This is a genomic window from Xylanibacter ruminicola Ga6B6, assembly GCF_000687715.1.
Classification (GTDB): Bacteria; Bacteroidota; Bacteroidia; order Bacteroidales; family Bacteroidaceae; genus Prevotella; species Prevotella ruminicola_B.
Window position 1 is genome coordinate 15,804 of sequence record NZ_JHXD01000001.1, and the last position, 21,841, is coordinate 37,644.

The 21,841-nt window shown below is 47.0% G+C and carries 19 protein-coding genes; 8 read left to right on the forward strand and 11 right to left on the reverse strand.

Features of this window, described 5'->3' with window-relative positions; all coding sequences use genetic code 11:
* Positions 1 to 2 precede the first annotated feature (2 nt).
* The 5 genes from T500_RS0100080 to T500_RS0100100 all read right to left on the reverse strand — a co-directional run bounded on the left by T500_RS0100080 (position 3) and on the right by T500_RS0100100 (position 6,616).
* On the reverse strand, positions 3 to 785 hold the full coding sequence (locus T500_RS0100080) for a uroporphyrinogen-III synthase (protein ID WP_028906409.1): 783 nt from the start codon (positions 783 to 785) through the stop codon (positions 3 to 5).
* Positions 779 to 2,008: an MFS transporter gene (locus T500_RS0100085; protein ID WP_028906410.1), complete on the reverse strand. Its 1,230-nt coding sequence runs from the start codon at positions 2,006 to 2,008 to the stop codon at positions 779 to 781. Before T500_RS0100085 ends, T500_RS0100080 begins: the two co-directional genes overlap by 7 nt.
* Before the next feature lie 15 nt (positions 2,009 to 2,023).
* Positions 2,024 to 4,123 (reverse strand): TonB-dependent receptor, encoded by a 2,100-nt coding sequence (locus tag T500_RS0100090; RefSeq protein WP_028906411.1) that lies wholly within the window; start codon positions 4,121 to 4,123, stop codon positions 2,024 to 2,026.
* Positions 4,124 to 4,145: 22 nt separating this feature from the next.
* Positions 4,146 to 5,171, reverse strand: coding sequence for a uroporphyrinogen decarboxylase (hemE, locus tag T500_RS0100095; protein ID WP_028906412.1), 1,026 nt, complete (start codon positions 5,169 to 5,171; stop codon positions 4,146 to 4,148).
* A 107-nt stretch (positions 5,172 to 5,278) separates the two neighbouring features.
* Complete coding sequence (locus T500_RS0100100) at positions 5,279 to 6,616, reverse strand: histidine-type phosphatase (protein WP_028906413.1); 1,338 nt, start codon at positions 6,614 to 6,616, stop codon at positions 5,279 to 5,281.
* A 123-nt stretch (positions 6,617 to 6,739) separates the two neighbouring features.
* On the opposite strand from T500_RS0100100, the gene T500_RS0100105 reads away from it, so the two are divergent.
* Genes T500_RS0100105 through T500_RS0100140 form a run of 8 tightly spaced genes read left to right on the forward strand, consistent with a single transcriptional unit; the run spans position 6,740 to position 14,619 of the window.
* Positions 6,740 to 7,615, forward strand: coding sequence for a YicC/YloC family endoribonuclease (locus T500_RS0100105; RefSeq protein WP_028906414.1), 876 nt, complete (start codon positions 6,740 to 6,742; stop codon positions 7,613 to 7,615).
* A 3-nt stretch (positions 7,616 to 7,618) separates the two neighbouring features.
* Positions 7,619 to 8,197: a guanylate kinase gene (gene gmk / locus T500_RS0100110; protein ID WP_028906415.1), complete on the forward strand. Its 579-nt coding sequence runs from the start codon at positions 7,619 to 7,621 to the stop codon at positions 8,195 to 8,197.
* Entirely contained in the window at positions 8,194 to 8,742 is a 549-nt protein-coding gene (gene nadD / locus T500_RS0100115) for a nicotinate (nicotinamide) nucleotide adenylyltransferase (protein ID WP_028906416.1), read from the forward strand. The genes gmk and nadD overlap by 4 nt, the downstream gene beginning before the upstream one ends.
* Positions 8,735 to 10,573 (forward strand): phosphoethanolamine transferase, encoded by a 1,839-nt coding sequence (locus T500_RS0100120; RefSeq protein WP_028906417.1) that lies wholly within the window; start codon positions 8,735 to 8,737, stop codon positions 10,571 to 10,573. The genes nadD and T500_RS0100120 overlap by 8 nt, the downstream gene beginning before the upstream one ends.
* On the forward strand, positions 10,570 to 11,658 hold the full coding sequence (locus tag T500_RS0100125) for an acyltransferase family protein (protein ID WP_036908074.1): 1,089 nt from the start codon (positions 10,570 to 10,572) through the stop codon (positions 11,656 to 11,658). The genes T500_RS0100120 and T500_RS0100125 overlap by 4 nt, the downstream gene beginning before the upstream one ends.
* Complete coding sequence (locus T500_RS0100130) at positions 11,655 to 12,638, forward strand: acyltransferase family protein (protein WP_028906419.1); 984 nt, start codon at positions 11,655 to 11,657, stop codon at positions 12,636 to 12,638. The genes T500_RS0100125 and T500_RS0100130 overlap by 4 nt, the downstream gene beginning before the upstream one ends.
* A complete protein-coding gene (locus tag T500_RS0100135) occupies positions 12,635 to 13,219 on the forward strand; it encodes an HAD family hydrolase (RefSeq protein WP_028906420.1) in 585 nt (194 codons plus the stop codon). Before T500_RS0100130 ends, T500_RS0100135 begins: the two co-directional genes overlap by 4 nt.
* Positions 13,216 to 14,619, forward strand: a complete 1,404-nt coding sequence (locus tag T500_RS0100140) for a DUF6080 domain-containing protein (RefSeq protein WP_028906421.1) — start codon at positions 13,216 to 13,218, stop codon at positions 14,617 to 14,619. Before T500_RS0100135 ends, T500_RS0100140 begins: the two co-directional genes overlap by 4 nt.
* A gap of 21 nt (positions 14,620 to 14,640) precedes the next feature.
* On the opposite strand, the gene T500_RS0100145 is transcribed toward T500_RS0100140, so the two are convergent.
* Genes T500_RS0100145 through metG form a run of 6 tightly spaced genes read right to left on the reverse strand, consistent with a single transcriptional unit; the run spans position 14,641 to position 21,755 of the window.
* Positions 14,641 to 15,666, reverse strand: a complete 1,026-nt coding sequence (locus T500_RS0100145; RefSeq protein ID WP_028906422.1) for a hypothetical protein — start codon at positions 15,664 to 15,666, stop codon at positions 14,641 to 14,643.
* Positions 15,663 to 16,469 (reverse strand): phosphorylcholine transferase LicD, encoded by an 807-nt coding sequence (locus tag T500_RS0100150; RefSeq protein WP_028906423.1) that lies wholly within the window; start codon positions 16,467 to 16,469, stop codon positions 15,663 to 15,665. Before T500_RS0100150 ends, T500_RS0100145 begins: the two co-directional genes overlap by 4 nt.
* Positions 16,466 to 17,518 carry an NAD-dependent epimerase/dehydratase family protein gene (locus T500_RS0100155; RefSeq protein WP_028906424.1) on the reverse strand — a complete coding sequence of 351 codons (1,053 nt, stop codon included), beginning with the start codon at positions 17,516 to 17,518 and terminating at the stop codon, positions 16,466 to 16,468. The genes T500_RS0100150 and T500_RS0100155 overlap by 4 nt, the downstream gene beginning before the upstream one ends.
* A complete protein-coding gene (locus T500_RS0100160; RefSeq protein WP_028906425.1) occupies positions 17,506 to 18,228 on the reverse strand; it encodes a 2-C-methyl-D-erythritol 4-phosphate cytidylyltransferase in 723 nt (240 codons plus the stop codon). The genes T500_RS0100155 and T500_RS0100160 overlap by 13 nt, the downstream gene beginning before the upstream one ends.
* Positions 18,229 to 18,231: 3 nt before the next feature.
* The gene (locus T500_RS0100165) at positions 18,232 to 19,674 is read right to left on the reverse strand and encodes a lipopolysaccharide biosynthesis protein (protein ID WP_028906426.1); all 1,443 of its coding nucleotides are present in this window, start codon (positions 19,672 to 19,674) and stop codon (positions 18,232 to 18,234) included.
* Positions 19,675 to 19,688: 14 nt separating this feature from the next.
* On the reverse strand, positions 19,689 to 21,755 hold the full coding sequence (gene metG / locus T500_RS0100170) for a methionine--tRNA ligase (protein ID WP_028906427.1): 2,067 nt from the start codon (positions 21,753 to 21,755) through the stop codon (positions 19,689 to 19,691).
* Positions 21,756 to 21,841 lie beyond the last annotated feature (86 nt).

Here is a 21,841-nt window from a genome sequence, read left to right on the forward strand (position 1 = left end):
GGTTATATCTCTGTTTCGAGATAATCAATAAAGTCAGAAAAGCTATATTGATTGGGAGAGGTGCCTGTTACGTTTAAGCCTGCCTCCTCAGCGCATCGTGTGGTGTAGGGACCAAACGAGTAGATAGGCACGTTAACAGGCTGGCCCTGTGTTTCGGCAAATTTCATAATTCTTGATAATACGTAGGCCTCGCCACCACTGGTGAGGGCTACAGCGCTTATATTACCGCTGCGTAGGGCATCGGCTGTTTCGGCATAGTACTCATCGCTCATAGCTGTGGTGCGATAGCAATATACATATGATACGTCGGCACCTGTTGCGCTTAGGGCATTCTGGAAATTGGTGATCGTTGGCGGAACAGGCAGTCCGCTATATTTAGGCCACAGCACAGCAATACGCTTCGACTGTAGTGACTGTTCGCTTTCCAAAGCCTCGATAATCCCCATCAAACTGGGTTTGGCATGTGGTAATGCCACTGTAACACCCAGAAGCTCCTGCACGACTTTCTGATCTTTACCTATGGCTACTACCTTACCATCAATAAGCGATCTGTCGACACCAGCAGAGGAAAGTGCCCTGACGGCCATGATGCTTGTACTGATAATATAATCGTACGATGCCAACTGATTACAGAACGGCAGGAAAGTGCCACCAGGGGGCAGTAAGGTACTGCTGATAAAAGGCACAAACATGGGATGGAAGCTGCATGTGGGGCGTTTGCCAAAAGCCTCGTGCAAACTTACATGATAGGTGTCGGGAGCTGTAAATAAAATACGTTTTACCATTTGGCCAGCATCTGATTAGGTTTAAACACACAAATTACATAAATCAGGCTTACGAGCGCAATGCCTAACTCGATGAGATAGAGGCCACGATAGTCGAGCCACTCACCAACGCCACCTGATATAATCGAGATGAGCGACGAACTGAGATGAACCACTACCACCTGAATGGTAAAATCGGTTCCCTCGCGCCCCTCACGCACACAGTCCATCGCTGTGGTATAAACCACAATCGACGCAAAGGCGTGACACGTTTTTACCAACAGTAAGCCACCTACCAGCATGGACAGTGTGGGCGTCGGCAAAAAGGTGAGCAGCAGGAAATATAGCGGAGCTGTAACAATCATAAAGGCCACCATCAAGCGGGCTCGATACATGCCGATACGACGGATAAACACATGGGCCACCCAAGCCATCACAAACGATGTAGCTGTACCCACCATACCAAACCACACACCAATCTCCTTCATGTTATAGCCCAAGTCAACCATATAAGGGCGCACATTGGCAATAATACCGATGATGCCCATAAAGTAGAGCAACAGGAAGATCACGTGGGGGATAATTGCCTTACGCGAGAAGAACCACATAAAATCCATCAGCTTGGCACGCTGTTTTGGCGAACGTGGCTCGATATGTATCTTCTTATTAAACTGCAAAGGCACCACCATGAACCAGGCCACCAATCCCAACAGCGGGAAAACAACACTCCAACCAAAATGGTCGAGCATCACAATAAAGATACCACTACCCAAGAAAGCACCAGCGTAACGTCCCATCGACTGCATGCTGTTCACAGCGCTATGATCGCCCTTGCCAAAAGCCCTCACCGCCAAACCATCGGTAGCAATATCCTGTGTGGCCGATGCAAACATCGATATAAACACCAACACAAAGATGAAGTAGATATCGGCAGAGATATCCAAGAATCCGATACACATGATTGACAGGGCATAAACCGACTCCATAAGCAGGATGAAACGACGGTAGCTGGCCAGATGCGAACACTGGCGATCTACCATAGGGGCCCAAAGAAACTTAACGAGCCAGGGGATATGCACTAAGTGTAGCAGGCCAATAGTGGCCAGACCGTAATTGGCCTGGCGCATACTTACCTGCATGGCAGTGGTGATAAACGTTGAGGGGATGAACTGCGCTATGTAGAGACAGAAAAACGTGGCGAGATTCAGTCTCCTTACATTATCTACGCTGGTGGTTGTTGCCATGAAACTATTGTTGATTTAGAAATTTAACTCGATAGTGGTACCAAACATAAAAGGCTTACCTGCCTGGGCATAGTTTCCTGTTGACGACTTAAAGCCGTAAGCCATATAGTTGGTATCTGTCAGGTTCTTGCCCCATACCTCCCAGGTAACAATACCCTTGGTAAGAGCGACCTTAGCGTTGAGTGTGGTATAGAAATCCTGACTTACCAGATTATCCTCGGCCCAGTAGATACGACCCAAGCCGCGCAAACCTACGTTGAACATCACGCGATCTAACCAACCTGTAGGGTTGATGGTGTAGTTGGCATCAAGACTCAGCGTATGGTTAGGCACCATGGGCAGGCGATTATTAGTATAATCTACCGTTGCACTCTTTACATAAGAGAGGAAACGGGCATAAGTATATCCATAGTTAGCTGTGAACTGCAGGCCCTCAACAGGACGCACGATTACATTCAGCTCAGCTCCCTTACTATCTGTATGACCAGCATTGGTGGTAATATTACCCACACCTGTAATGGTTGAGGTAATCTGCATGTGGCGCCAATCGATATAGAACAGGTCGGCACTCAGGGTAAGCAGGTTGTTCAGCAGGTTAACACTGGCACCCACCTCGTAGTTCCAACTGTATTCAGGCTCGTACGAACGCTCATCAAATGTAGAGAACGACTTATTGAAACCGCCTGGCTTGTAGCCACGGGTAACAGATACATAATAGAGGTTGTCCTCAGTAGTAAGATACTGGAGCGTGAACTTTGGTGTTACCTGCGTAAAGTCCTTACTACTTTCGAAAGATTCACCTGTGGCCGATGGCATCTGACTGGGATCTACTAAAGTAAAACCACCATCAGACAATGGCGAGGCTTTTACTTTTAGATTATCATAGTTAGTCTTAGCATGCTCATAATCGAAACGAATACCTGCTGTAGCCGAAAGCCCCTGCCAGATGTTGTAGGTACTCTGGTGATACAGGGCCAACGAACTGGTTGGAACACAATAGTTGGTATGACTGAGCGAGCCTGCTGATGGTGAGAAGTTATCAACTGTACGATCCACATGCTCCATCATGCCAAAGGCACCAACCACCCACTGGTAACGGCTATCGTTATTCGACTTGAGAGTAAACTCCTGCGACACCATATTCTGGTGGCGGGCATTCTCTACAAACGACTTGTCGTTAACAGTAAAGTCCTGATCGATAGCCTGCTTTGAGTTGATATACTGGAACGATGTCTGGCTATTAAAGCTAACCACAGGACCATTATAGGTAATACCCAGACCATTGGTGCTGATAAGGCGACGGAATGAGCTATAACGGTTGTAGTTGACATCCTGCAACGTATTGGTTTCAACATTCACTGGGGCATAGGGATAACCTCCCTGATCGCTGTAAGTAAAATGGCTGGTAAGGCGTATCAACCAATTATCAGATGGCTTATAATACAATCCTATACGCTCCTCGGTCTCGTTCATCTTATCTACCTTTTCGTTCAGATAGCTATTACGGAAGGCGCCATCGTTATGATGATAGAGTGCACCAAAGGTAAAACCGAACTTATCCGATACCTTGGTGTAATTAGATATCTGCGTGCGCAAATCGTTATATTTACCATAGCCCAGACGAACACGGGTGTTCTGATACTCCAATGGGTTACGGGTACTGATGTTTACAATACCACCGATGGCATTTCTACCATACAATGTACCCTGCGGACCACGTAGCACCTCAACCGAGGCCACATCGCCCAGATCGCAATCAAACGAGAGGGGCTCGTAGAAAGGCATACCATCTACATAAAAACCGATACCTGTTCCATCCGACTTATTACCCACACCGCGTACAAACACGGGGCAACTGGCTCTCGAACCATAGTCGGGCATATAGAAATTGGGAATAACGGCAGTTAACTCCTTAAGGCCGGTTATCTGCTGATTACTGAGCTGGCGAGCCGACAAAGCCGAACGCGATGCAGGCACCAACTCATATTTGTTTGTTTTAAACGCACTAACCACCACTTCGTCGAGCTTGTACGAGCGGGCTGTGGTTGTGTCGGCGGGTGTAACCTCTGGTCCTTCAACCACCAACATAGTTGATAATAGTAATCCTAAAAACATACCTTTTGTTAATTTATAATGATTATTTTTGTGTTTGTCTGAACCATTCGGTTACGAACTGTACATTCTCCAATGGCGTATCCTTGTGAACGCCATGTCCCAAATTAAAGATATAATTGGGATGCTCTCGGAAGAAAGCCAGATACTGCTGCAAATGCTGCTCGATAACAGCCTGAGGGGCAAACAGTATACGTGGATCCATATTGCCATGAAGACCTATGGCCGGATTAACCAGATGGCGAGCCACTAACAAGGGGGTCTGCCAATCGATACTTACAAAATCGCAATCCTCAGGGGTTAGCATTTGCAGACCTGCCCCAAATCCCTTGGGAAAGTAGATTACAGGCAAGCCATGCTGCCTTACAGCAGCTGTGATACGACGCACAAACGGCATAATCATATCCTGATAAAGCTCGGCTGATATCACACCAGCAAACGACTCGAATATCTGGAAGGTATCGATACCATGAGCTGCTTGCAGATGCACATAAGTCTCGCTGGCACAGGTGATGGCATCGAGCAACTGGAGCGACTCCTCGCGATGGCTATAGAGATAGCGCACCACATCGGTAAACTGCATGGTTTTATCGCGACCTCCCAGCATGTAACACAGGCATGTAAGCGGTCCGCCACAAAAACCTATCACAGGTATATCGGCGTTCTTCTGGTGCGTAATCTCATCCAGCGTATCAGCCACATGATTAAGATGCGAGGGGTTAAAACTTAATCCTGCTGCAGGATGCTCTACATCCATCAGCGGATGGGGGAAAGCAGGCCCTTCGCTGGTCCATTCTACCTCTACACCCAATGCCTCTGGAATTACTAAAATGTCGCTAAACAATATGGCGGCATCCATACCCATATCATCAATTGGCATCAGGCTAACCTCGGCAGCCAGATTGGCATACGACATGATGGTACGGAAAGACAGCATCTTGGTAAGCTGGCGATAACGGGGTAATACGCGACCAGCCTGTCGCATCATCCATACAGGAGGGCGACAGGCTGGTTGGTGATTGATAACCGCAAAGAAGGGATTGCTATGCATATATTATTATTTTTTGTGTTCCTAAACACCTTTAACTTATTTCGGGTGCAAAGGTACGACAAATCAAAAAGCTGTGCAATCCCTATAAATATGGATTTTAACAGATGTTACTTGTTTTCTGCTTCAAAGGCGGCAATCTTGTTTTTATAATATGTGCGTAGTTCCTGCCAGTTGTAGTAGGGCCACTGGTAGGTCTTGATAGGCAGATAGGCCTCACGCTCGTTCAGCAGGGCTTTTACAAGAATATCGCCAGTCTTTCCCTTTTTGGGACGATAGAATATCAGCTGGATATTACAGCCCATGGGGAAGATACGATAGTTACGCCAATACTTATCGAGTTCGTCGAGATTGTTCACAACCATACCGCAGTTGTCCAATTCCAACAAACAAGCCAGCGGCATTACACAAACCTCGTGTCCAAATCGCAAAGTGGCCTGTGTCTGGGTAACGGTGTCGGCTGTAGCTATGATATTCTTCAGCAGGTTAAGCTGACTGAAAGGCATCTTACCACCCGAAACTGGTGATGCACCATAGTCGAGATACCAACCTACATTCTTCTGGCGCCACTGGTCGTAAACCTCCTCATCGGTAAACAGCGAGAAGAGTTCCAGATCGGTATCGTGACTCTGCATATTGCAAGCCACATGGAACAGCTGGCGCATCAGCGAGCCTGCATTCACATTATTATATACGTAAGCCTCGTCGTTGAACAACGCTTTCATCAAGCGCTCCGGGTGAGTGTACTTATAGGCATATTCGCGCTCTTCCTTGTCGCCAGTGGTGCGTCCAAGTTTTGCTACCAGTCCGTCCCAAGGCTGGTTGAGATAGTACTGCAGACTCTCGCTTACATCGTTATGTATCTGAGCAGTAGGATTTGCAGCAGCCAGCTCCTCGCACTCAGCAATCATCGACAGAATACAACGGTTCACCGTGGTGCTACGGGCATCTATCTTCAGATTCTTGGTTTTGAAAATCTCAGGAAAATGCTGCACCATACGCTTTCCGATACCATGATGCTGACGTTCGCCAACGGTGGTCAAGTCGCCCAAACGTTTGTGAGCTGTGGCATAGATGGCTTCAATAGTTGCGAGTGTTTTCTCGCCTAATGGCGTAAGTTTTCCTTGCTCCTTGGCAGCCTTCAGCGTTGCAAGGGGTTTTGAGTAATTGCCATCGCTGATGAGCCAACGCGAACCATGACGACCATAATGACTCATATAGTAAGGTTCGTAATTCTTAGGAGCGGGCGTCAGCGCCTTGTCAGTAAGCTGACGATCGTAATCCAAATAGTTACTACCTGCCAAAAAACGATTTGTTGCAATCTCATCTTTAGCCGAAGTCTCAAAAACAGGTGCATTCATCCCTGAGCCTTGCTCGCCTACCCGTAGCCCTTGCGCCTGCAAAGTCATCGAAAAACCGATGGCCAGAATTAATAGTTTTCGTTTCATAATCCTTTATTGTTTGATATTGATGTGCAAAGATAATCAAATATTCGGAAAAAAGCGTTTTTATTTGGTTTTTTACGCAGTTATTTGTAATTTTGCAGCCAAATATTATTAAATAGGTATAGCATGATACAATCGATGACAGGCTACGGCAAGGCGGTCGTGGCATTTAAGGAGAAGAAAATTCACGTAGAAATCAAGTCGCTGAACTCAAAGCAGCTCGACTTGAACACACGTATCGCACCTCTCTATCGTGAGAAAGAGATGGAGATGCGCCAGATGGTGGCAGAGGCTCTGATTCGCGGAAAAGTGGACATGAGCGTTTGGGTTGAGAAGGATACATCGGTAGATCCAACCCCTATCAACGCACAGCTGGTTGAGAACTACTACCAGCAGATTAAGGCCATCGCCGACAAGACTGGTATTCCAACTCCTGAGGATTGGTTCTATACCCTGCTCCGCATGCCAGACGTAATGACTAAGACTGATGTTGAAGAGCTGGACGACGAGGAGTGGAAGGTAGTGAAAGGCGGCGTAGCCGAGGCCCTGAAGAACCTGGTTGACTTCCGTACTCAGGAGGGTGCTGCCTTGCAGAAGAAGTTTACTGAGAAGATTGACAATATTGCAAAGCTGATGGGCGAGATTGAGCCATTCGAGAAGAGTCGCGTTGAGAAGATCAGAGCGCGTATCGTAGATGGCTTGCAGCAGATTCCAACAGCCGACTATGATAAGAACCGCTTGGAGCAGGAGCTGATTTACTATATTGAGAAGCTGGACATCAGCGAGGAGAAGCAGCGACTGACCAACCACCTGAAGTACTTCCGCGATACCATGAACGAGCCTGCCGGACAGGGAAAGAAGCTGGGCTTTATCGCTCAGGAGATGGGTCGTGAGATTAACACAACCGGTTCGAAGAGTAATCAGGCCGAAATGCAGAACATCGTGGTTAAGATGAAGGACGAACTGGAGCAGATTAAGGAACAGGTTCTTAACGCACTTTAAACGATGGCAAAAGGTAAATTAATTATCATATCGGCTCCATCGGGCACAGGCAAGAGTACTATCATCTCGTGGCTGATGAGAGAGCATAAGGAACTGAATCTGGCCTACTCTATCTCGTGCACATCGCGAGCTCCTCGCGGTACAGAGCAGAACGGAGTAGACTATTTCTTCCTGACACCAGAGGAATTCCGCCAGCGTATTGAGAACGACGAATTCCTAGAGTACGAGGAGGTATATACCGACCGCTTTTACGGCACGCTGAAATCGCAGGTTGAGAACCAGTTGGAAGCTGGACAGAACGTGGTGTTCGACGTTGACGTTAAAGGTGGCGTAAACATCAAGAAATTCTACGGCGACAAGGCACTTAGCCTGTTTATCCAGCCCCCATCTATCAACGAATTGCGTAAACGACTCGAAGGTCGTGCTACTGATGCCCCCGAGGTTATCGATCAGCGTATTGCCCGTGCCGAGTTCGAACTCTCGTTTGCCGATAAGTTCGATAAGATTGTTATCAACGACATGTTGGAATATGCCGAGGCTGATGCTTTGGAAATAATCAAGGATTTTTTAGATATCGAATGATAAGAACGGGGATTTTTGGCGGATCGTTCAATCCCATTCATAACGGTCACATTTCGTTGGCTCGTCAGCTTCGTGAAAAAGCTGGGCTCGACGAAGTGTGGCTGATGGTTTCACCACAGAATCCCCTGAAAGCCCAAGCCGATTTGCTGGACGACCAGATACGCATGGAGATGGCCCGATTGGCTGTTGAAGGCGAAACAGGCATCATTGCCAGCGACTACGAGATGAATTTGCCCAAACCTTCGTACACCTGGAACACACTCGAGGCCCTGAAGCGTGATTATCCCGACCGCGAGTTTGTGTTGATGATTGGTGGCGACAACTGGGCGCTGTTTGATAAGTGGTATCGTGCCGATGATATCCGAAATCAGTACCAGATTATCGTTTATCCACGTAGAGGTTGCGAAGGTGGTATTGACGGACTCGACCTCATCGACATTTCGAGCACCGAAATACGCGATTGTATCAAGGCAGGCAAGACCATCGATCATCTGGTACCAAAGGCTGTGGCTGAATACATAAAGGAACACGAACTCTATGCTTAAAGGACTGAAAATAAACCCATTAAAATGGATTGGGGCCCTATTTATGCCCATCCAGAAAAACAGCGCATTCTTTGTGTTCATGTTTGCGCTGGGAATGATTTGTACACAACTGGAACTGATGCCTGTCTACCTGATAGGCAAAGGTGCCGAACCATACCAGTTATCCGAACCCGAGTTGTTTCTGGATATCTACGTCGTATGCGTAGTGCTTACGTTGATACCCCGAAAGGTTCGTTATTGGGTGCGAGCGCTGCTCTACATCCTGCTCTACACCACAGCCATTGTGGATATGTACTGCTATGTACGCTTTGAATCAACTCTTACCCCCACCATGCTCATGCTAGCTAACGAAACCACAGGTCAGGAGGCCAGCGAGTTTCTGCGTGGCTACATTACATGGGATGTAGTCACATCAAAGGTAGGATGGGTATTGCTTCTGGCGCTGATACACATCGCTTGGACGGTTATTCGCCGAACAACCAGACATATCAGCAACAGATTGATTCTGCCCAAGATGAACCCCATTGTTATCGAGGGTTACAACGCCATTGTAGGTGTAATCGTAGCTTGGGCACTCTGCTCTTGTATAACACTTGTTTGGCCTAACAAAGAGGCTATGCACCGCATGTTTACCCACACCACCGTGGGCCAAATGGAGCACGAGCTTACGCGTAAGGATAAGGCCGAATTCTATGTACCTATCTACCGATTGGTATTCAGCATGTACGCCAACCACCTGGCCGACAACCAGTTGGTACAGCTCGAAGCTGCCAGCGAGAAGGTGCAGATAGATAGCTGTAGTTATCGTGTGCCCAACATCGTTCTGATTATCGGCGAGAGCTATAACAAGCACCACTCGCAACTATATGGCTATAACATGCCAACCACACCTAAGCAGAAGGCTTTGGCACAGGAAGGCACGCTGGTACCATTTACCGATGTGGTAGCACCTTGGAATCTTACCAGTTTTGTTTTCAAGAACATCCTGTCGCTGCAGGCCATCGGCGAAAAGGAAGAATGGTGCGATAAGCCACTCTTCCCAGAAGTATTCCGTAAGGCAGGCTATCACGTTACATTTATCACCAACCAGTTCCAGTCGAAGGCTAACGAGGCTGTTTACGACTTCAGCGGAGGTTTCTTCCTGAACAATCCTGATCTGAGCAAAAAGCTGTTTGATACACGTAACACCCGCCTTTATCCCTACGACGAGGGCGTACTGCAGGAGTACGACCGCTTGAAGAAGGAAGATAAGGAGCATAATCTGATTATTCTGCATCTGATGGGTTCGCACCTGATGTACAAGTCGCGTTATCCTCAGAATGCTACCCATAAGTATCTGAAAGAGGATATGTACAATCGTCCTGAACTCACCAAGAAACAGCGTATGATTCTGGCCGATTACGACAACTCTGTACGTTATAACGACTCGATTGTGTGGGCTGTTACACAGCGCTTTGCCGATAAGGATGCTGTAGTAATCTACATGCCCGACCATGCCGAGGAGATATTTGATGGCGAACCATATATGTACGGACGTATGCATGGTGCCAACATCGATTACCGCCTGGCCCGTAACGAGATGGAGATTCCGTTCTGGATATGGGGTTCGCCCAAGTATCGCGAAAACCACCCATACGGCTGGGCTGCTATCCAGGAGGCCAGAAACCGTCCGATGATGACAGATGTGCTGCCACACCTGCTGATGTACTTTGGCGGTATTGCCTCGCCACTCTACCACGAGCAGTATAACATCGTGAGTCCGGCTTACGACACCAAACGCCCACGTATCCTGAAAGGCGTAACAGATTATAACCAGTTAAAGAAACAATGAAAGAACTGTTATCAAGAAAAGAGTGTTCTGCCATGCGTGGTGTTGCCATCCTGGCCATCATGCTGCACAACTATTGCCACTGGCTCAGGGGCATTGTGAGAGAGAACGAATACACCTGGCAACAATTCAAGTTCGATGAGCTGTGGCGCCTCACTCTTAATCCCGATGAACAGTTACCCATGCATCTGGTGTCGTTCTTTGGACACTATGGTGTGCCCGTATTCCTCTTTCTGAGTGGCTACGGACTGGTTAAGAAATACGAACAGGGCAAGTTACCTGAGATAGGTTTGTGGCGATTTGTACGCTACAACTATCTTAAGTTGTTCCGCATTTTTATCGTAGGCTTTGTGGCCTTTATCCTGCTCGATGCCATCACCCCAGGCATGCACCGCTATGCTTGGACTGAGGTAGTAGGTATGCTGGGCATGTTTGCCAACCTGTTCGAGGATCCCTCGCATGTGGTTTGGCCTGGTCCTTACTGGTACTTCAGCATTACCTTGCAGCTTTACATTTTCTATCGATTAGTGCTTTATCGCTGGCGCCATTGGGGTGTAGTTGCAGGTATGATAGTTCTGTGCTGGTTGTGGCAACTCTCCTGCCAGGACGATGCTGTTTTGCTGGAGCGATTACGATATAATCTGATTGGCGGCGTGCTGCCCTTTGGCTTAGGCTTGCTGGCAGCTAGAATACCAACAATTATTCCCACGTTGGGAACAAAACATTCCCACGTTGGGAACAAAATATTCCCTAACTGGGAATATATTATAGCCTTATTACTCGCTGTTGCCCTCATCGTAGCTTTGAGTTCAAACTTCCAAGGCTGGCTATGGGTGCCTGCATTTATCGTTGTTGGCACCATTGCGCTTGTAAAAGTAATGCCCGAGTGGATGCTGTCGTACAGCGTTTGGCTGGGCGGTATCTCGTCAGCCATCTTTGTGGCCCATCCGCTGATTCGAAAAATCATTGTGCGACCTTATATTTATGATGATATGTATGCAGGGTTGCTGCTCTACGTGGTTGCAACGCTGTTCCTCTCGTGGTTATTCAAGAAGCTGATAGACCAACTGCCAAGTCCCAAACTGTGAAGATAAAGGATATAGAACTGGCCAACATTAGCCGTTATCGCGCTGAATTGATGGGAGCAGCTATGCTGTTCATCATCCTGTTCCACGTGCCGCTGGCTCGTAGTAACGAGTTCTTCGGCCTGAGGCGATGCGGTAATGTGGGTGTAGATATGTTCCTGTTCCTGAGCGGTATCGGTCTTTGGTTCTCGTGGGTAAAGAATCCTGCTTTGTGGCAGTTCTACAAGCGCCGCCTGCTGCGTATTTATCCTGCCTGGCTGGTGATGGCATCGCTCTTCTATCTGCCACGATTCGACTGGACAAATGGCGATTATATCGACCTGATTGGCGACATCGCCATTAACTGGGACTTCTGGTTGCACGACGAACTCACCTTCTGGTATATCCCAGCCATTATGATGCTCTACCTCTGGGCCCCACCCTACATGCGATTGATTCAGCACCATACCGTTTACCGATGGATGCCTGTAGTTATGATTCTATGGTGCATCTGGGTGCAATGGATAGCCCCTTTGCATCAGGCTGTAGGACATATCGAGATATTCTGGAGCCGCGTGCCCATCTTCTTTATCGGCATAAACTGCGGCGAACTGGTACGTAAACAAACCAAGATAGATGGAGCCGGCATATGGATGATACTTACTATCTTTCTGACCACCTTCAGTTCGTGTGTGTATCTGGAGCAGATTTCGCACGGACGATTTCCCCTGTTTGTAGAGCGTATGATATACATTCCATTTACCATCACGCTGATTATGATGCTGAACCGTGTGTTCCGTCGCACACCGCGATGGTTCAACAGCTTCTGCGCTTTCTTTGGCGCCCTCAGTCTGGAGGCCTATCTGATACACGATCACTTTGTGATGACCTACCTCATCCCCTACCATCTGGGATACTGGCTTACGGCCTTACTCACCATCGTGATTACCATCCCTTTGGCATGGGCACTACAAAAGATACTGAAACTCATCGTTAGAGTATGAAGAAGATATACGCTTTCGATTTCGACGGAACGCTGACAACCAAGGATACGTTGATAGAGTTTATCCGTTATGCCAAGGGCACAATGGCCTTTGGATGGGGCTTTGCACGCTATGCCCATCTGCTGGTGCTGATGAAACTGGGGCTCTATCCTAACTGGAAAGCCAAACAAAAGGTGTTTACTTATTTCTTCAAGGATATGAAGCTCGAGGATTTTAACGCCCTCTGCCAAGCCTTTGCAGCCTCATCCAGGCATCTACTGCGCCCTGCAGGCATCAAGGCCATACAGCAGGCCCAGAACAAAGGCTCGGAGGTGCTGATAGTAAGTGCGTCTATCGATAACTGGGTGCAGCCTTTCTTTGCTGATGTAAAAGTGCTGGGCACACAGATTGAAGTGATTGATGGTAAGCTGACAGGACGCTTTCTTACCAAGAACTGCTATGGTCAGGAGAAGGTGAACCGTATCCTGACCCTCTTTCCCGACAGAAAGGATTATCACCTGACTGCCTTTGGCGATAGTCGTGGCGATAAAGAAATGCTGGCATTTGCCGATGAATCATATTTTAAACCATTCAGACAATGAGAAATCCACTTAAGATATTCAAGATTAAACCTGAAGAGCGCTGGCAGTCAGCAATTGCTCTCATGGTTATCATAGCCCTCAACGCTATGTTTATCTTCCGCATGCACGAATTGTTTATGCAGCCAGGTTTCGGCCCCTATTGGAAGGCTTTCGAACACGAGCTGCATCTGTCGGGCTACGACCCGCTTACCTATCTTGGCGTAACCAACTGGGATGTGGTATATCAGGTGTACCGCCATCCGTTGCTTTCGTTTATGATATGGCCGCTGTGGGTTATTAACGAGGGACTCACTTGGCTGTTTGGCGTTAACTGCGTGCAGTATCTGGTAGCAGCATTCCTTATTTTCTGCACCTATTATTCGTATATCTTCCTGTATCGCATTCATCGCGAGGTGATAGAGTTAGAGCGCAAGGATGCTACATTGCTCACGGCTTACTTCTTCTCGATGGCTTATATCCTGATGGCTGCCATCGTACCCGATCACTTTACCATATCGATGTTTCTGTTGCTCATCACCCTATATATCTCAGGTGTGTGTATTAAGAAACGTCGCGAGTTTAAGTGGTGGCAATCGGCCATTCTGTTCTACATCACAGCAGGTGTTACTCTGAGCAATGGCGTGAAGGTTTTCCTATCAGGATTCTTTGTGAATCTGCGCGATTTCTTCCGTCCTAAATATCTGTTGTTGGCTGTTATCCTGCCAGCTGCCTTGCTGTGGGGGACAGCACAATGGGAGTATCGCACGTATGTGCTGCCCAAAGAAAAGGCACGCGCAGAACAGAAAGCAAAGAAAGCAGAACAGCAAAAGGCACGTGTGGCCCAGATGACTGCTGAACAGAAAGAGCAGTACGAGGCCAAGAAAGCCCGTCGCGATAAGGTATTGCAGCGCCAGGCAGCCAAGACTGGTAAGCCTATGGAGAATTACGGCTTCCTGAAGTGGACAGACATCTCTACATCGCGCTGGCAATCTACCTACGAGAACCTGTTTGGCGAGTCGCTGCAGTTCCATCAGGATTATTTCTTAGAAGATGTGCTGGTTCATCGTCCTGTATTTGTACGTTACAACTGGGCATTCAGCTATATCATCGAAGCACTTATACTGCTGTTCTTTGTGATAGGCGTGTGGATGGGGCGTAAAAGCCGTTTCCTTTGGCTCTGCCTGTCTGGTTTTGCCTTCGACATGCTGATACACATCGGCTTAGGTTTCGGCCTTAACGAGATATATATCATGACGCCACACTGGGCATTTGTACTGCCCATTGCTACAGCCTATCTGTTTAAAACTGTACAAACAAGCTGGCTAAGATGGATAGTGGCAGCTATGACTATATACCTATTAATATATAATGGCTACCTGCTGACCAATTTCCTGTTATCGCCTATCAAAGCTATCATATAACGAAAAAAGTATGCCTCAATATCAGGCATGCTTTTCTGTTCCTAACCACTTTCGGATGCGGCGTGTAAAAGCTTTCGAGATATTGCCAAACTGGCCGTATCGGATATTAAGCCACAACTCCTCTAACGAATAGCTGATTTTGGTTAAAGGATGGCGCCATGCAAGAATCTTGTACAGCCTATCCTTATAACCTACATTCTCAATCACATATCTGGGGTGTTTAAGCGGAAACTCCAACTCATAACGCTTCATGGTAAAGATTTTAAGGAAGCGCTTGGGTGTGGTCTTGGCCGAAGCGGTGAAATGCGTAGAATCGGCCATCAAACCCAGATTATTTATCTGGTTCTTTGAAGGCAGAATAGCCAGACCAGAATTAAACAGCATGGATGCCCAGAAAATACTCTCGTAGTACTCCTTGCCAGTAGCACGATGATTGGTGAACATCTTAATCATATCCTTTCTGTATTTGCGCTGCTCGGCCAAAGCCTTTAGCTGTGCCATATTATACGCATCGTCGAGGAATGAATACTGACCGTCCCATTGATCGATAACGCGTCGCCACGATGCCCAGCCCCAAATGCCAAACGTTGAGGTAAAGAAGTAATCGTAAGGACAATCCTCAGTAACCTCATCGATATTAAAGCCCGAAATCATACTGATACGCTCATCGTTCTCGTACTTATCAAGCATCTCCTTACAGAAAGGGAAAAACGACTGTGAAGGCACATCATCGTCCTCAAGCACCATGCACTTATCTACGATAGAGAAAGCCCATTTCTGCGAGATATACTCAGAAGGATCGCAGCCATAGTTTTTTTCCTGATACATACGATGCACCTCGCATTCCCAGTCGATGTTCTCATCGCTCACAATCGCACGACAAGCCTCTATGCCAGCCATATCACGCTCGCCACGAGAACCATCCTGATAGAGAAACAGCTTTGAGGGGCGAGCCTCCTTAACCGCCTCGAAAACCTGGCGGAAAGTATCTGCACGATTAAAGAACAGCAGCAGAACAGCAATATCAGTCTTAGCGGGTTGTTTCATATTAGTTCGGGCATAATGAATACAGAATGAATCTTTTGCTTCTCTTTGGGCGGAATCTCCATGTAGTTACGATAAAGATCGCTCAGGTAAGCATCAGAATTGCATGGCGCACTAAATGATTTCCCCTCGAAGTTAATAGTACCCAATGGGAAAACAGAATCCTGGCGATGCATAATGCCATAACCATTATTAATCAGGATATTCGACAGATACACGTTCTTAGGACGAACGGCGCAAAGCAAACTCCAAAGGCACTTATTAACGGCATATTTGGCACCAAACCAGAAGAACTCAGCAAATGCATTAAATGAATAATAATGCGACTTGTGCAGGATAGAATAACTCTTTGAAATACCCAATGTAATACGCTTAACCCACTTTTTGGGCAGCGTAGGATAATCTACCATTGGGAATATATCAACATAAAGACCTTTCTGATAGTCGGCCGCAAAGTTGTCTGAACCTTCAACATAGAATGAATTCAGATCGCGAACCTTTACGATAGGCTCTTTAGATTGCGGTTCAATCTGTGGTGTCTGCAGGAATAAACCTTCACGAAGTTCGGATGGTGCCACACTCACAAAACGGTCCAGATCCTCCTGACGCATGGCAATATCGATATCGTCATCCCAGGGAATAAAGCCCCCATGGCGAACAGCACCTAATAGTGTACCACCATCAAGCCAATAGCCAATCTGATGCTTCTTACAGATACGGTCGATCTCTTCGAGAATAGACAACTGCTTCAGCTGGCAGGCACGCAGTTGCTGTTCCTTGAACTTCTGCAGATAAGGATTATTCATGACTTTAATATTGATAATGTACGACACACAGCATCCTTCATCGCATACTGAGGATGCCAATTCAATCCTTTCAGGCGGCTGTTATCAAGTACGGCACGCATTGCAATCGAAAAGCCCTTCTGTTCTGTTTCTGAAGGCAACTCGAATACCACCTGCTTATCGGCCCACTCAGCACATAGCTGAGCAAAGTCCTTTAAACGCACATTGCAGGCCTCGTTAGCAATATTATAAGCTACACCCTCCTCGCCATGCAGCAACACATGCAGCATAGCTCCTACAGCATCAGCCACATAGGTGTAAGAGAATAGCTGTTCGCCTTTACTCTTCAGTACGATATTCTCGCCAGCCAAAGCCTTCTGGATAAACTGCGACGAGGCTTTACTATCGCTCATCAGCATGGTAGGACCAAACACACGGCTCAGTCTTACAATCTTAACCTGAGCACCACGTTCAGCAATATACGACTGACAGAGAGCTTCACTCAGTCGCTTTGACTCTGTGTAGCAGGCACGCGAAGTAGCTAAGTTCAGCATTCCAGTGTAATCCTCAGTAAAATCATCATCACCACGAGCATTACCATACACCTCGACTGTTGATGGATAGAGCACCATCGCATTACAAGCCAAAGCTTTCTCGAGCGCCTGTTCAGCACCTTTCACATTAATATTGATAGTCTCGATGGGATACTTTGAATAAGCTAATGGATGGGTGTTAGATGCCAAAGGAATAATTACATCAACCTTGGGCAACTCTAAAAGCGACTCTGAGGCTTCGCGCTCCACAAAGTGGAAATTGTTATCCTCAAAATATTCACCAAGCCGCAAGGCCGCTTTTTCGCGACTACGCCCCAAGGCATAAATAGTAATGTTAGCGCCTTTCTTATTCAGATGCATCAAAGCATCTATCAAGCAAACGCCTATCAAACCTGTAGCACCAGAAATCATAAACGATTTGCCATAGAGACGGTTGATATCACCCAACTGAGTGATACGTTCCAAATCCTCCTGATAAAGAGGATGCTGCTTATACATTGATGTTACTTCAGCCATGTGTCCTTATCCATTTTCATATAACCCTTGAACATTTCCAGATCATCCTTGGTGGTAAGTTTGATGTTCTTATCCGAACCTGCAGCAAAATGCAGCGTCTCACCCAATTCTACCATCATGGTATTTGTATAAGACGAGCCATGAATACCTATGCCTTTTTCGAAAGCCTCGTGATAGGCAGCATCAAGCTTCTTGAACTGATAGGCCTGAGGTGTAGATACACGTCGCAAGGTTTCGCGAGGAATATACTGCTTAGTGGTTGTTTGATCGTTAGGATTTACAATGAATATCTGTTCATTATAAGGCAACGATGTTACACCATTACCATACTGCATAGCCTTCTGGATAACATCAGTAAGTACGGTATCATCCACCAGGGGCCGGATACCATCGTGGATAATGATGATGTCATCGTCAGAAGCCTTGCTCTCTAAGTCGTACACACCATTACGAATGCTCTCCTGAGCACTGTTTCCACCAGCTACAACAGCCTGAAGCTTGGTAATATTAAACTGGCGAGCATAGGCCCAAAGCACCTCATGCCAGCCATCAAGACAAACTACTTCGATAGCATCTACCATAGGATGACGCTGAAAACTCTCCAATGTATAGATGAGTACAGGCTTATCGTAAACGTTGATAAACTGCTTGGGAATATCCTGTCCCATTCTGTTTCCAGAGCCGCCGGCAATAATCAAAGCATAGTTCATATCTTATTGTTTTTTAATTTTGTTCATCATAAAATCTGTAGTCTCCTTCAGTATCTGCGCACCAGCCAGGCGCATCACAGCATAATAGAGTACAGCTGCCAATATACATCTGCTGATGAGTAGTAGCACCAAGTTTCCAATATACGAGGTGATATAACCAGTAGCAAACATCACACCTGCAGCAGCCAACGCAAAAGGCATGATATCCTTCAGCATCAGCAACAAAGTATAGCTGGTGTTCCTACAGGCAAAGAAAAACCACACAAACAGCCAAGCCAAATTAAGTACTACGTAAGTCTTAACCATCGTGGCAATACCATAGGGGTAAAGCGTTAGCATGGCTACAATCTGAAGCAAACCCAACGCTAACGTACAGCCCATAAACGTACCTGACTTACCTCTACTTATCAGGAAATCTGCCATTAAAGTACTGATAGGTAGCACAGCACCACACACACATATCCACTGCAGATATTGTGCTGATATGAGCCACTTCTCGCCAATGGCCAGCACAATAAACTCTTTAGCTACCAAGCCGAATCCCAACAACAAAGGGAACGAGATAAATGCAGCAAAACGTACCATCTTGCGCAGTACAGCCAGTTGGCGCTCGCGATCATCCCTTACGCTTACCAGCACCGTCTGATCTACCTGCTTTACCATACCTTGGATAAGCGATGTACACTTGTTGTTCCACTGATAGGCCTGGTTATAGTTGCCAGTATCATGTGCGCTAAAGTAACGACCCAGCAACATGTTCATCACGTTGTTATTAACTTGTGTCAGTACATCGCTAATCAGAATCTTTACGCTGAACGGAAATGCCTTACGGATAAACGAAAAATCAACCTTCAGCGTAGGGCGCCAATCGCTATAATGCCAGCGCAGCAGGGTAGATATCAAAATAAAGAGGTTAGTTTGAGTGGCCAAGCTCCAATAAGAAAAACCTTGCCAAGCCATCACAGCAGCCACACTACTGGATAGGATGGTAGCCGTAATGCTGGCCTTGGCCAGTTGTTGGGCTCTGAGATTCTTATAAAGATAAGCTGCCTGCGCTACACCACTACAACTGAATAACAGCCCAATAAAGGCATAACGACATAAAGCAACCAATCTGGGCTCATCATAGTAATCAGCTATTAATGGTGCTGAGAAGAAAAGCGTTAAGTAGATAACGCCACCCATAAAAATATTGAACCAAAAGACAGCATTATAGTCACTGTCTTTTGGTTCTTTTTCGTTAACCAGCGCTGTAGAGAAACCACTATTCTGCAAAGCGGTTGCTATCAGCGAAAAGATGGTAATCATAGCTATAAGACCATAGTCGGAAGGATTAAGCAAACGACCCAGAATGATACCAAAGATGAGGCCGAGCAATTGCTGAACGCCATTGTTCATTCCACCCCAAAACAGGCCCTTAGCTGTTTTTTCCTTCAATGATTCCATCCATTGAACAGATATTATCCTACCTGGCTTCCTGGCTTTACATCCTTAGTGGTTGTAACCACACTCAGACTCTCGTCGGCATCAACGGCACTCAGAATCATACCCTGACTCTCGATACCCATCATGTTACGTGGAGCAAAGTTGGCCACAAAGAGGATACGCTTACCAATTAATTCCTCAGGATTCTCGTAGAAGGCAGCAATACCCGAGCAGATGGTACGATCGGTACCAGAACCATCGTCGATGGTGAACTGCAGGAGTTTCTTGCTCTTCTTAACCTTCTGACAATCCTTAACCAGACCTACACGGATGTCGAGCTTCTCAAACTCCTCGAAGCTAACGGTATCCTTGACTGGAGCAGCCTTGTAGGCGGCAGCCTCGTTGGCTTTCTTGGTAGCCTCCAGCTTATCCAGCTGCTTCTGGATTACCTCGTCCTCAATCTTCTCGAACAGCAGAGCAGGCTCGCCCAGCTGATGACCAGCCTCCAGGAGATCGGTAGAACCCAGCTGCTCCCACTCGAAGTTGCTGATGTTCAGCATCTCGCGAAGCTTCTTACTGCTGAATGGCAGGAATGGCTCAAAAGCGATAGCGAGGTTAGCAGTCAACTGCAAGCAGATGTTCAGGATAGTCTCGCAACGCTTTGGATCAGTCTTCCAAACCTTCCAAGGCTCGCACTCTGTGATATAGCGGTTACCAATACGAGCCAGGTTCATAGCCTCGAACTGAGCATCGCGGAACTTGAACTGTTCCAGCAGAGCCTCAACCTTAGCCTTAACATCCTTGAACTCCTCAAGGGCCTGCTTATCTACATCCTGCAACTCGCCACAAGCAGGAACCACACCGTTCCAGTACTTCTTGGTGAGCTGGAGGGCACGGTTTACGAAGTTACCGTAAACAGCTACGAGTTCGTTGTTATTGCGATCCTGGAAATCCTTCCAAGTGAAGTTATTATCCTTTGTCTCAGGTGCATTGGCTGTCAGTACATAGCGCAATACATCCTGCTTACCAGGCATATCAACCAGATACTCGTGGAGCCATACAGCCCAGTTACGAGAGGTTGAAATCTTATCGTTCTCAAGGTTCAGGAACTCGTTGGCAGGTACGTTATCAGGCATGATATACTTACCGTGAGCCTTCATCATTACAGGGAAGATGATACAGTGGAACACGATGTTGTCCTTACCGATGAAGTGAACCAGACGAGTATCCTCATCCTGCCACCACTTCTCCCAGTTGCCCCACTTCTCGGGCTCCTTCTCACAAAGCTCCTTGGTGTTTGATACATAGCCGATAGGTGCATCGAACCAAACATAGAGTACTTTTCCTTCTGCATCCTTTACAGGTACGGGGATACCCCAATCCAAGTCGCGAGTCATAGCACGTGGCTGCAAGTCCATATCGAGCCAACTCTTACACTGACCATATACGTTGGGACGCCACTCTTTGTGCTCCTCCAGAATCCACTGCTTCAACCAATCCTGATACTCGTTCAAAGGCAGATACCAGTTCTTGGTCTTCTTCAGTACAGGAGTAGAACCAGAGATTGTTGACTTTGGATTAATCAGCTCTGTTGGCGAAAGGTCGCGTCCGCACTTCTCACACTGGTCACCATAGGCACCCTCGTTGTGGCAATGAGGACATTCACCAGTTACATAGCGGTCGGCCAGGAACTGCTTAGCCTCCTCGTCGTACAGCTGCTCAGTAGTCTCCTCAGTCAGCTTGCCCTCGTCGTAGAGTTTCTTAAACCACTCGGCAGCAAACTTATGATGAGTCTCACTGGTAGTACGGCTATAGATATCGAACGAGATACCAAACTCCTCGAACGAATCCTTAATCATCTTATGATAGCGGTCAACTACATCCTGAGGAGTGATACCCTCTTTACGGGCACGAACGGTAATGGGCACACCATGCTCATCACTTCCGCCGATGAACAATACCTCGCGCTTCTTCAGACGAAGATAACGCACATAGATATCAGCAGGTACATATACACCAGCCAGGTGTCCGATATGTACGCCGCCATTAGCGTATGGTAGCGCCGACGTTACAGTCGTACGCTTGTAAGTCTTGTTTTCCATTTCCTTAAATACGTATTTATTATTTTGGCTGCAAAATTACGAAAAATCCCACAGAAAACAAAACTTCTGTGGGATTTCTTTGTTAT

Bases quoted from the DNA above. Each gene is read 5' to 3' on its own strand.
- T500_RS0100150 (WP_028906423.1), bottom strand. From the start codon at position 16,469: ATGAATAATCCTTATCTGCAGAAGTTCAAGGAACAGCAACTGCGTGCC.
- metG (WP_028906427.1), bottom strand. From the start codon at position 21,755: ATGGAAAACAAGACTTACAAGCGTACGACTGTAACGTCGGCGCTACCA.
- T500_RS0100155 (WP_028906424.1), bottom strand. From the start codon at position 17,518: ATGGCTGAAGTAACATCAATGTATAAGCAGCATCCTCTTTATCAGGAG.
- hemE (WP_028906412.1), bottom strand. From the start codon at position 5,171: ATGCATAGCAATCCCTTCTTTGCGGTTATCAATCACCAACCAGCCTGT.
- T500_RS0100100 (WP_028906413.1), bottom strand. From the start codon at position 6,616: ATGAAACGAAAACTATTAATTCTGGCCATCGGTTTTTCGATGACTTTG.
- gmk (WP_028906415.1), top strand. From the start codon at position 7,619: ATGGCAAAAGGTAAATTAATTATCATATCGGCTCCATCGGGCACAGGC.
- T500_RS0100140 (WP_028906421.1), top strand. From the start codon at position 13,216: ATGAGAAATCCACTTAAGATATTCAAGATTAAACCTGAAGAGCGCTGG.
- T500_RS0100080 (WP_028906409.1), bottom strand. From the start codon at position 785: ATGGTAAAACGTATTTTATTTACAGCTCCCGACACCTATCATGTAAGT.
- T500_RS0100145 (WP_028906422.1), bottom strand. From the start codon at position 15,666: ATGAAACAACCCGCTAAGACTGATATTGCTGTTCTGCTGCTGTTCTTT.
- T500_RS0100085 (WP_028906410.1), bottom strand. From the start codon at position 2,008: ATGGCAACAACCACCAGCGTAGATAATGTAAGGAGACTGAATCTCGCC.
- T500_RS0100125 (WP_036908074.1), top strand. From the start codon at position 10,570: ATGAAAGAACTGTTATCAAGAAAAGAGTGTTCTGCCATGCGTGGTGTT.
- T500_RS0100090 (WP_028906411.1), bottom strand. From the start codon at position 4,123: ATGTTTTTAGGATTACTATTATCAACTATGTTGGTGGTTGAAGGACCA.
- T500_RS0100105 (WP_028906414.1), top strand. From the start codon at position 6,740: ATGATACAATCGATGACAGGCTACGGCAAGGCGGTCGTGGCATTTAAG.
- T500_RS0100120 (WP_028906417.1), top strand. From the start codon at position 8,735: ATGCTTAAAGGACTGAAAATAAACCCATTAAAATGGATTGGGGCCCTA.
- T500_RS0100160 (WP_028906425.1), bottom strand. From the start codon at position 18,228: ATGAACTATGCTTTGATTATTGCCGGCGGCTCTGGAAACAGAATGGGA.
- nadD (WP_028906416.1), top strand. From the start codon at position 8,194: ATGATAAGAACGGGGATTTTTGGCGGATCGTTCAATCCCATTCATAAC.
- T500_RS0100135 (WP_028906420.1), top strand. From the start codon at position 12,635: ATGAAGAAGATATACGCTTTCGATTTCGACGGAACGCTGACAACCAAG.
- T500_RS0100165 (WP_028906426.1), bottom strand. From the start codon at position 19,674: ATGGAATCATTGAAGGAAAAAACAGCTAAGGGCCTGTTTTGGGGTGGA.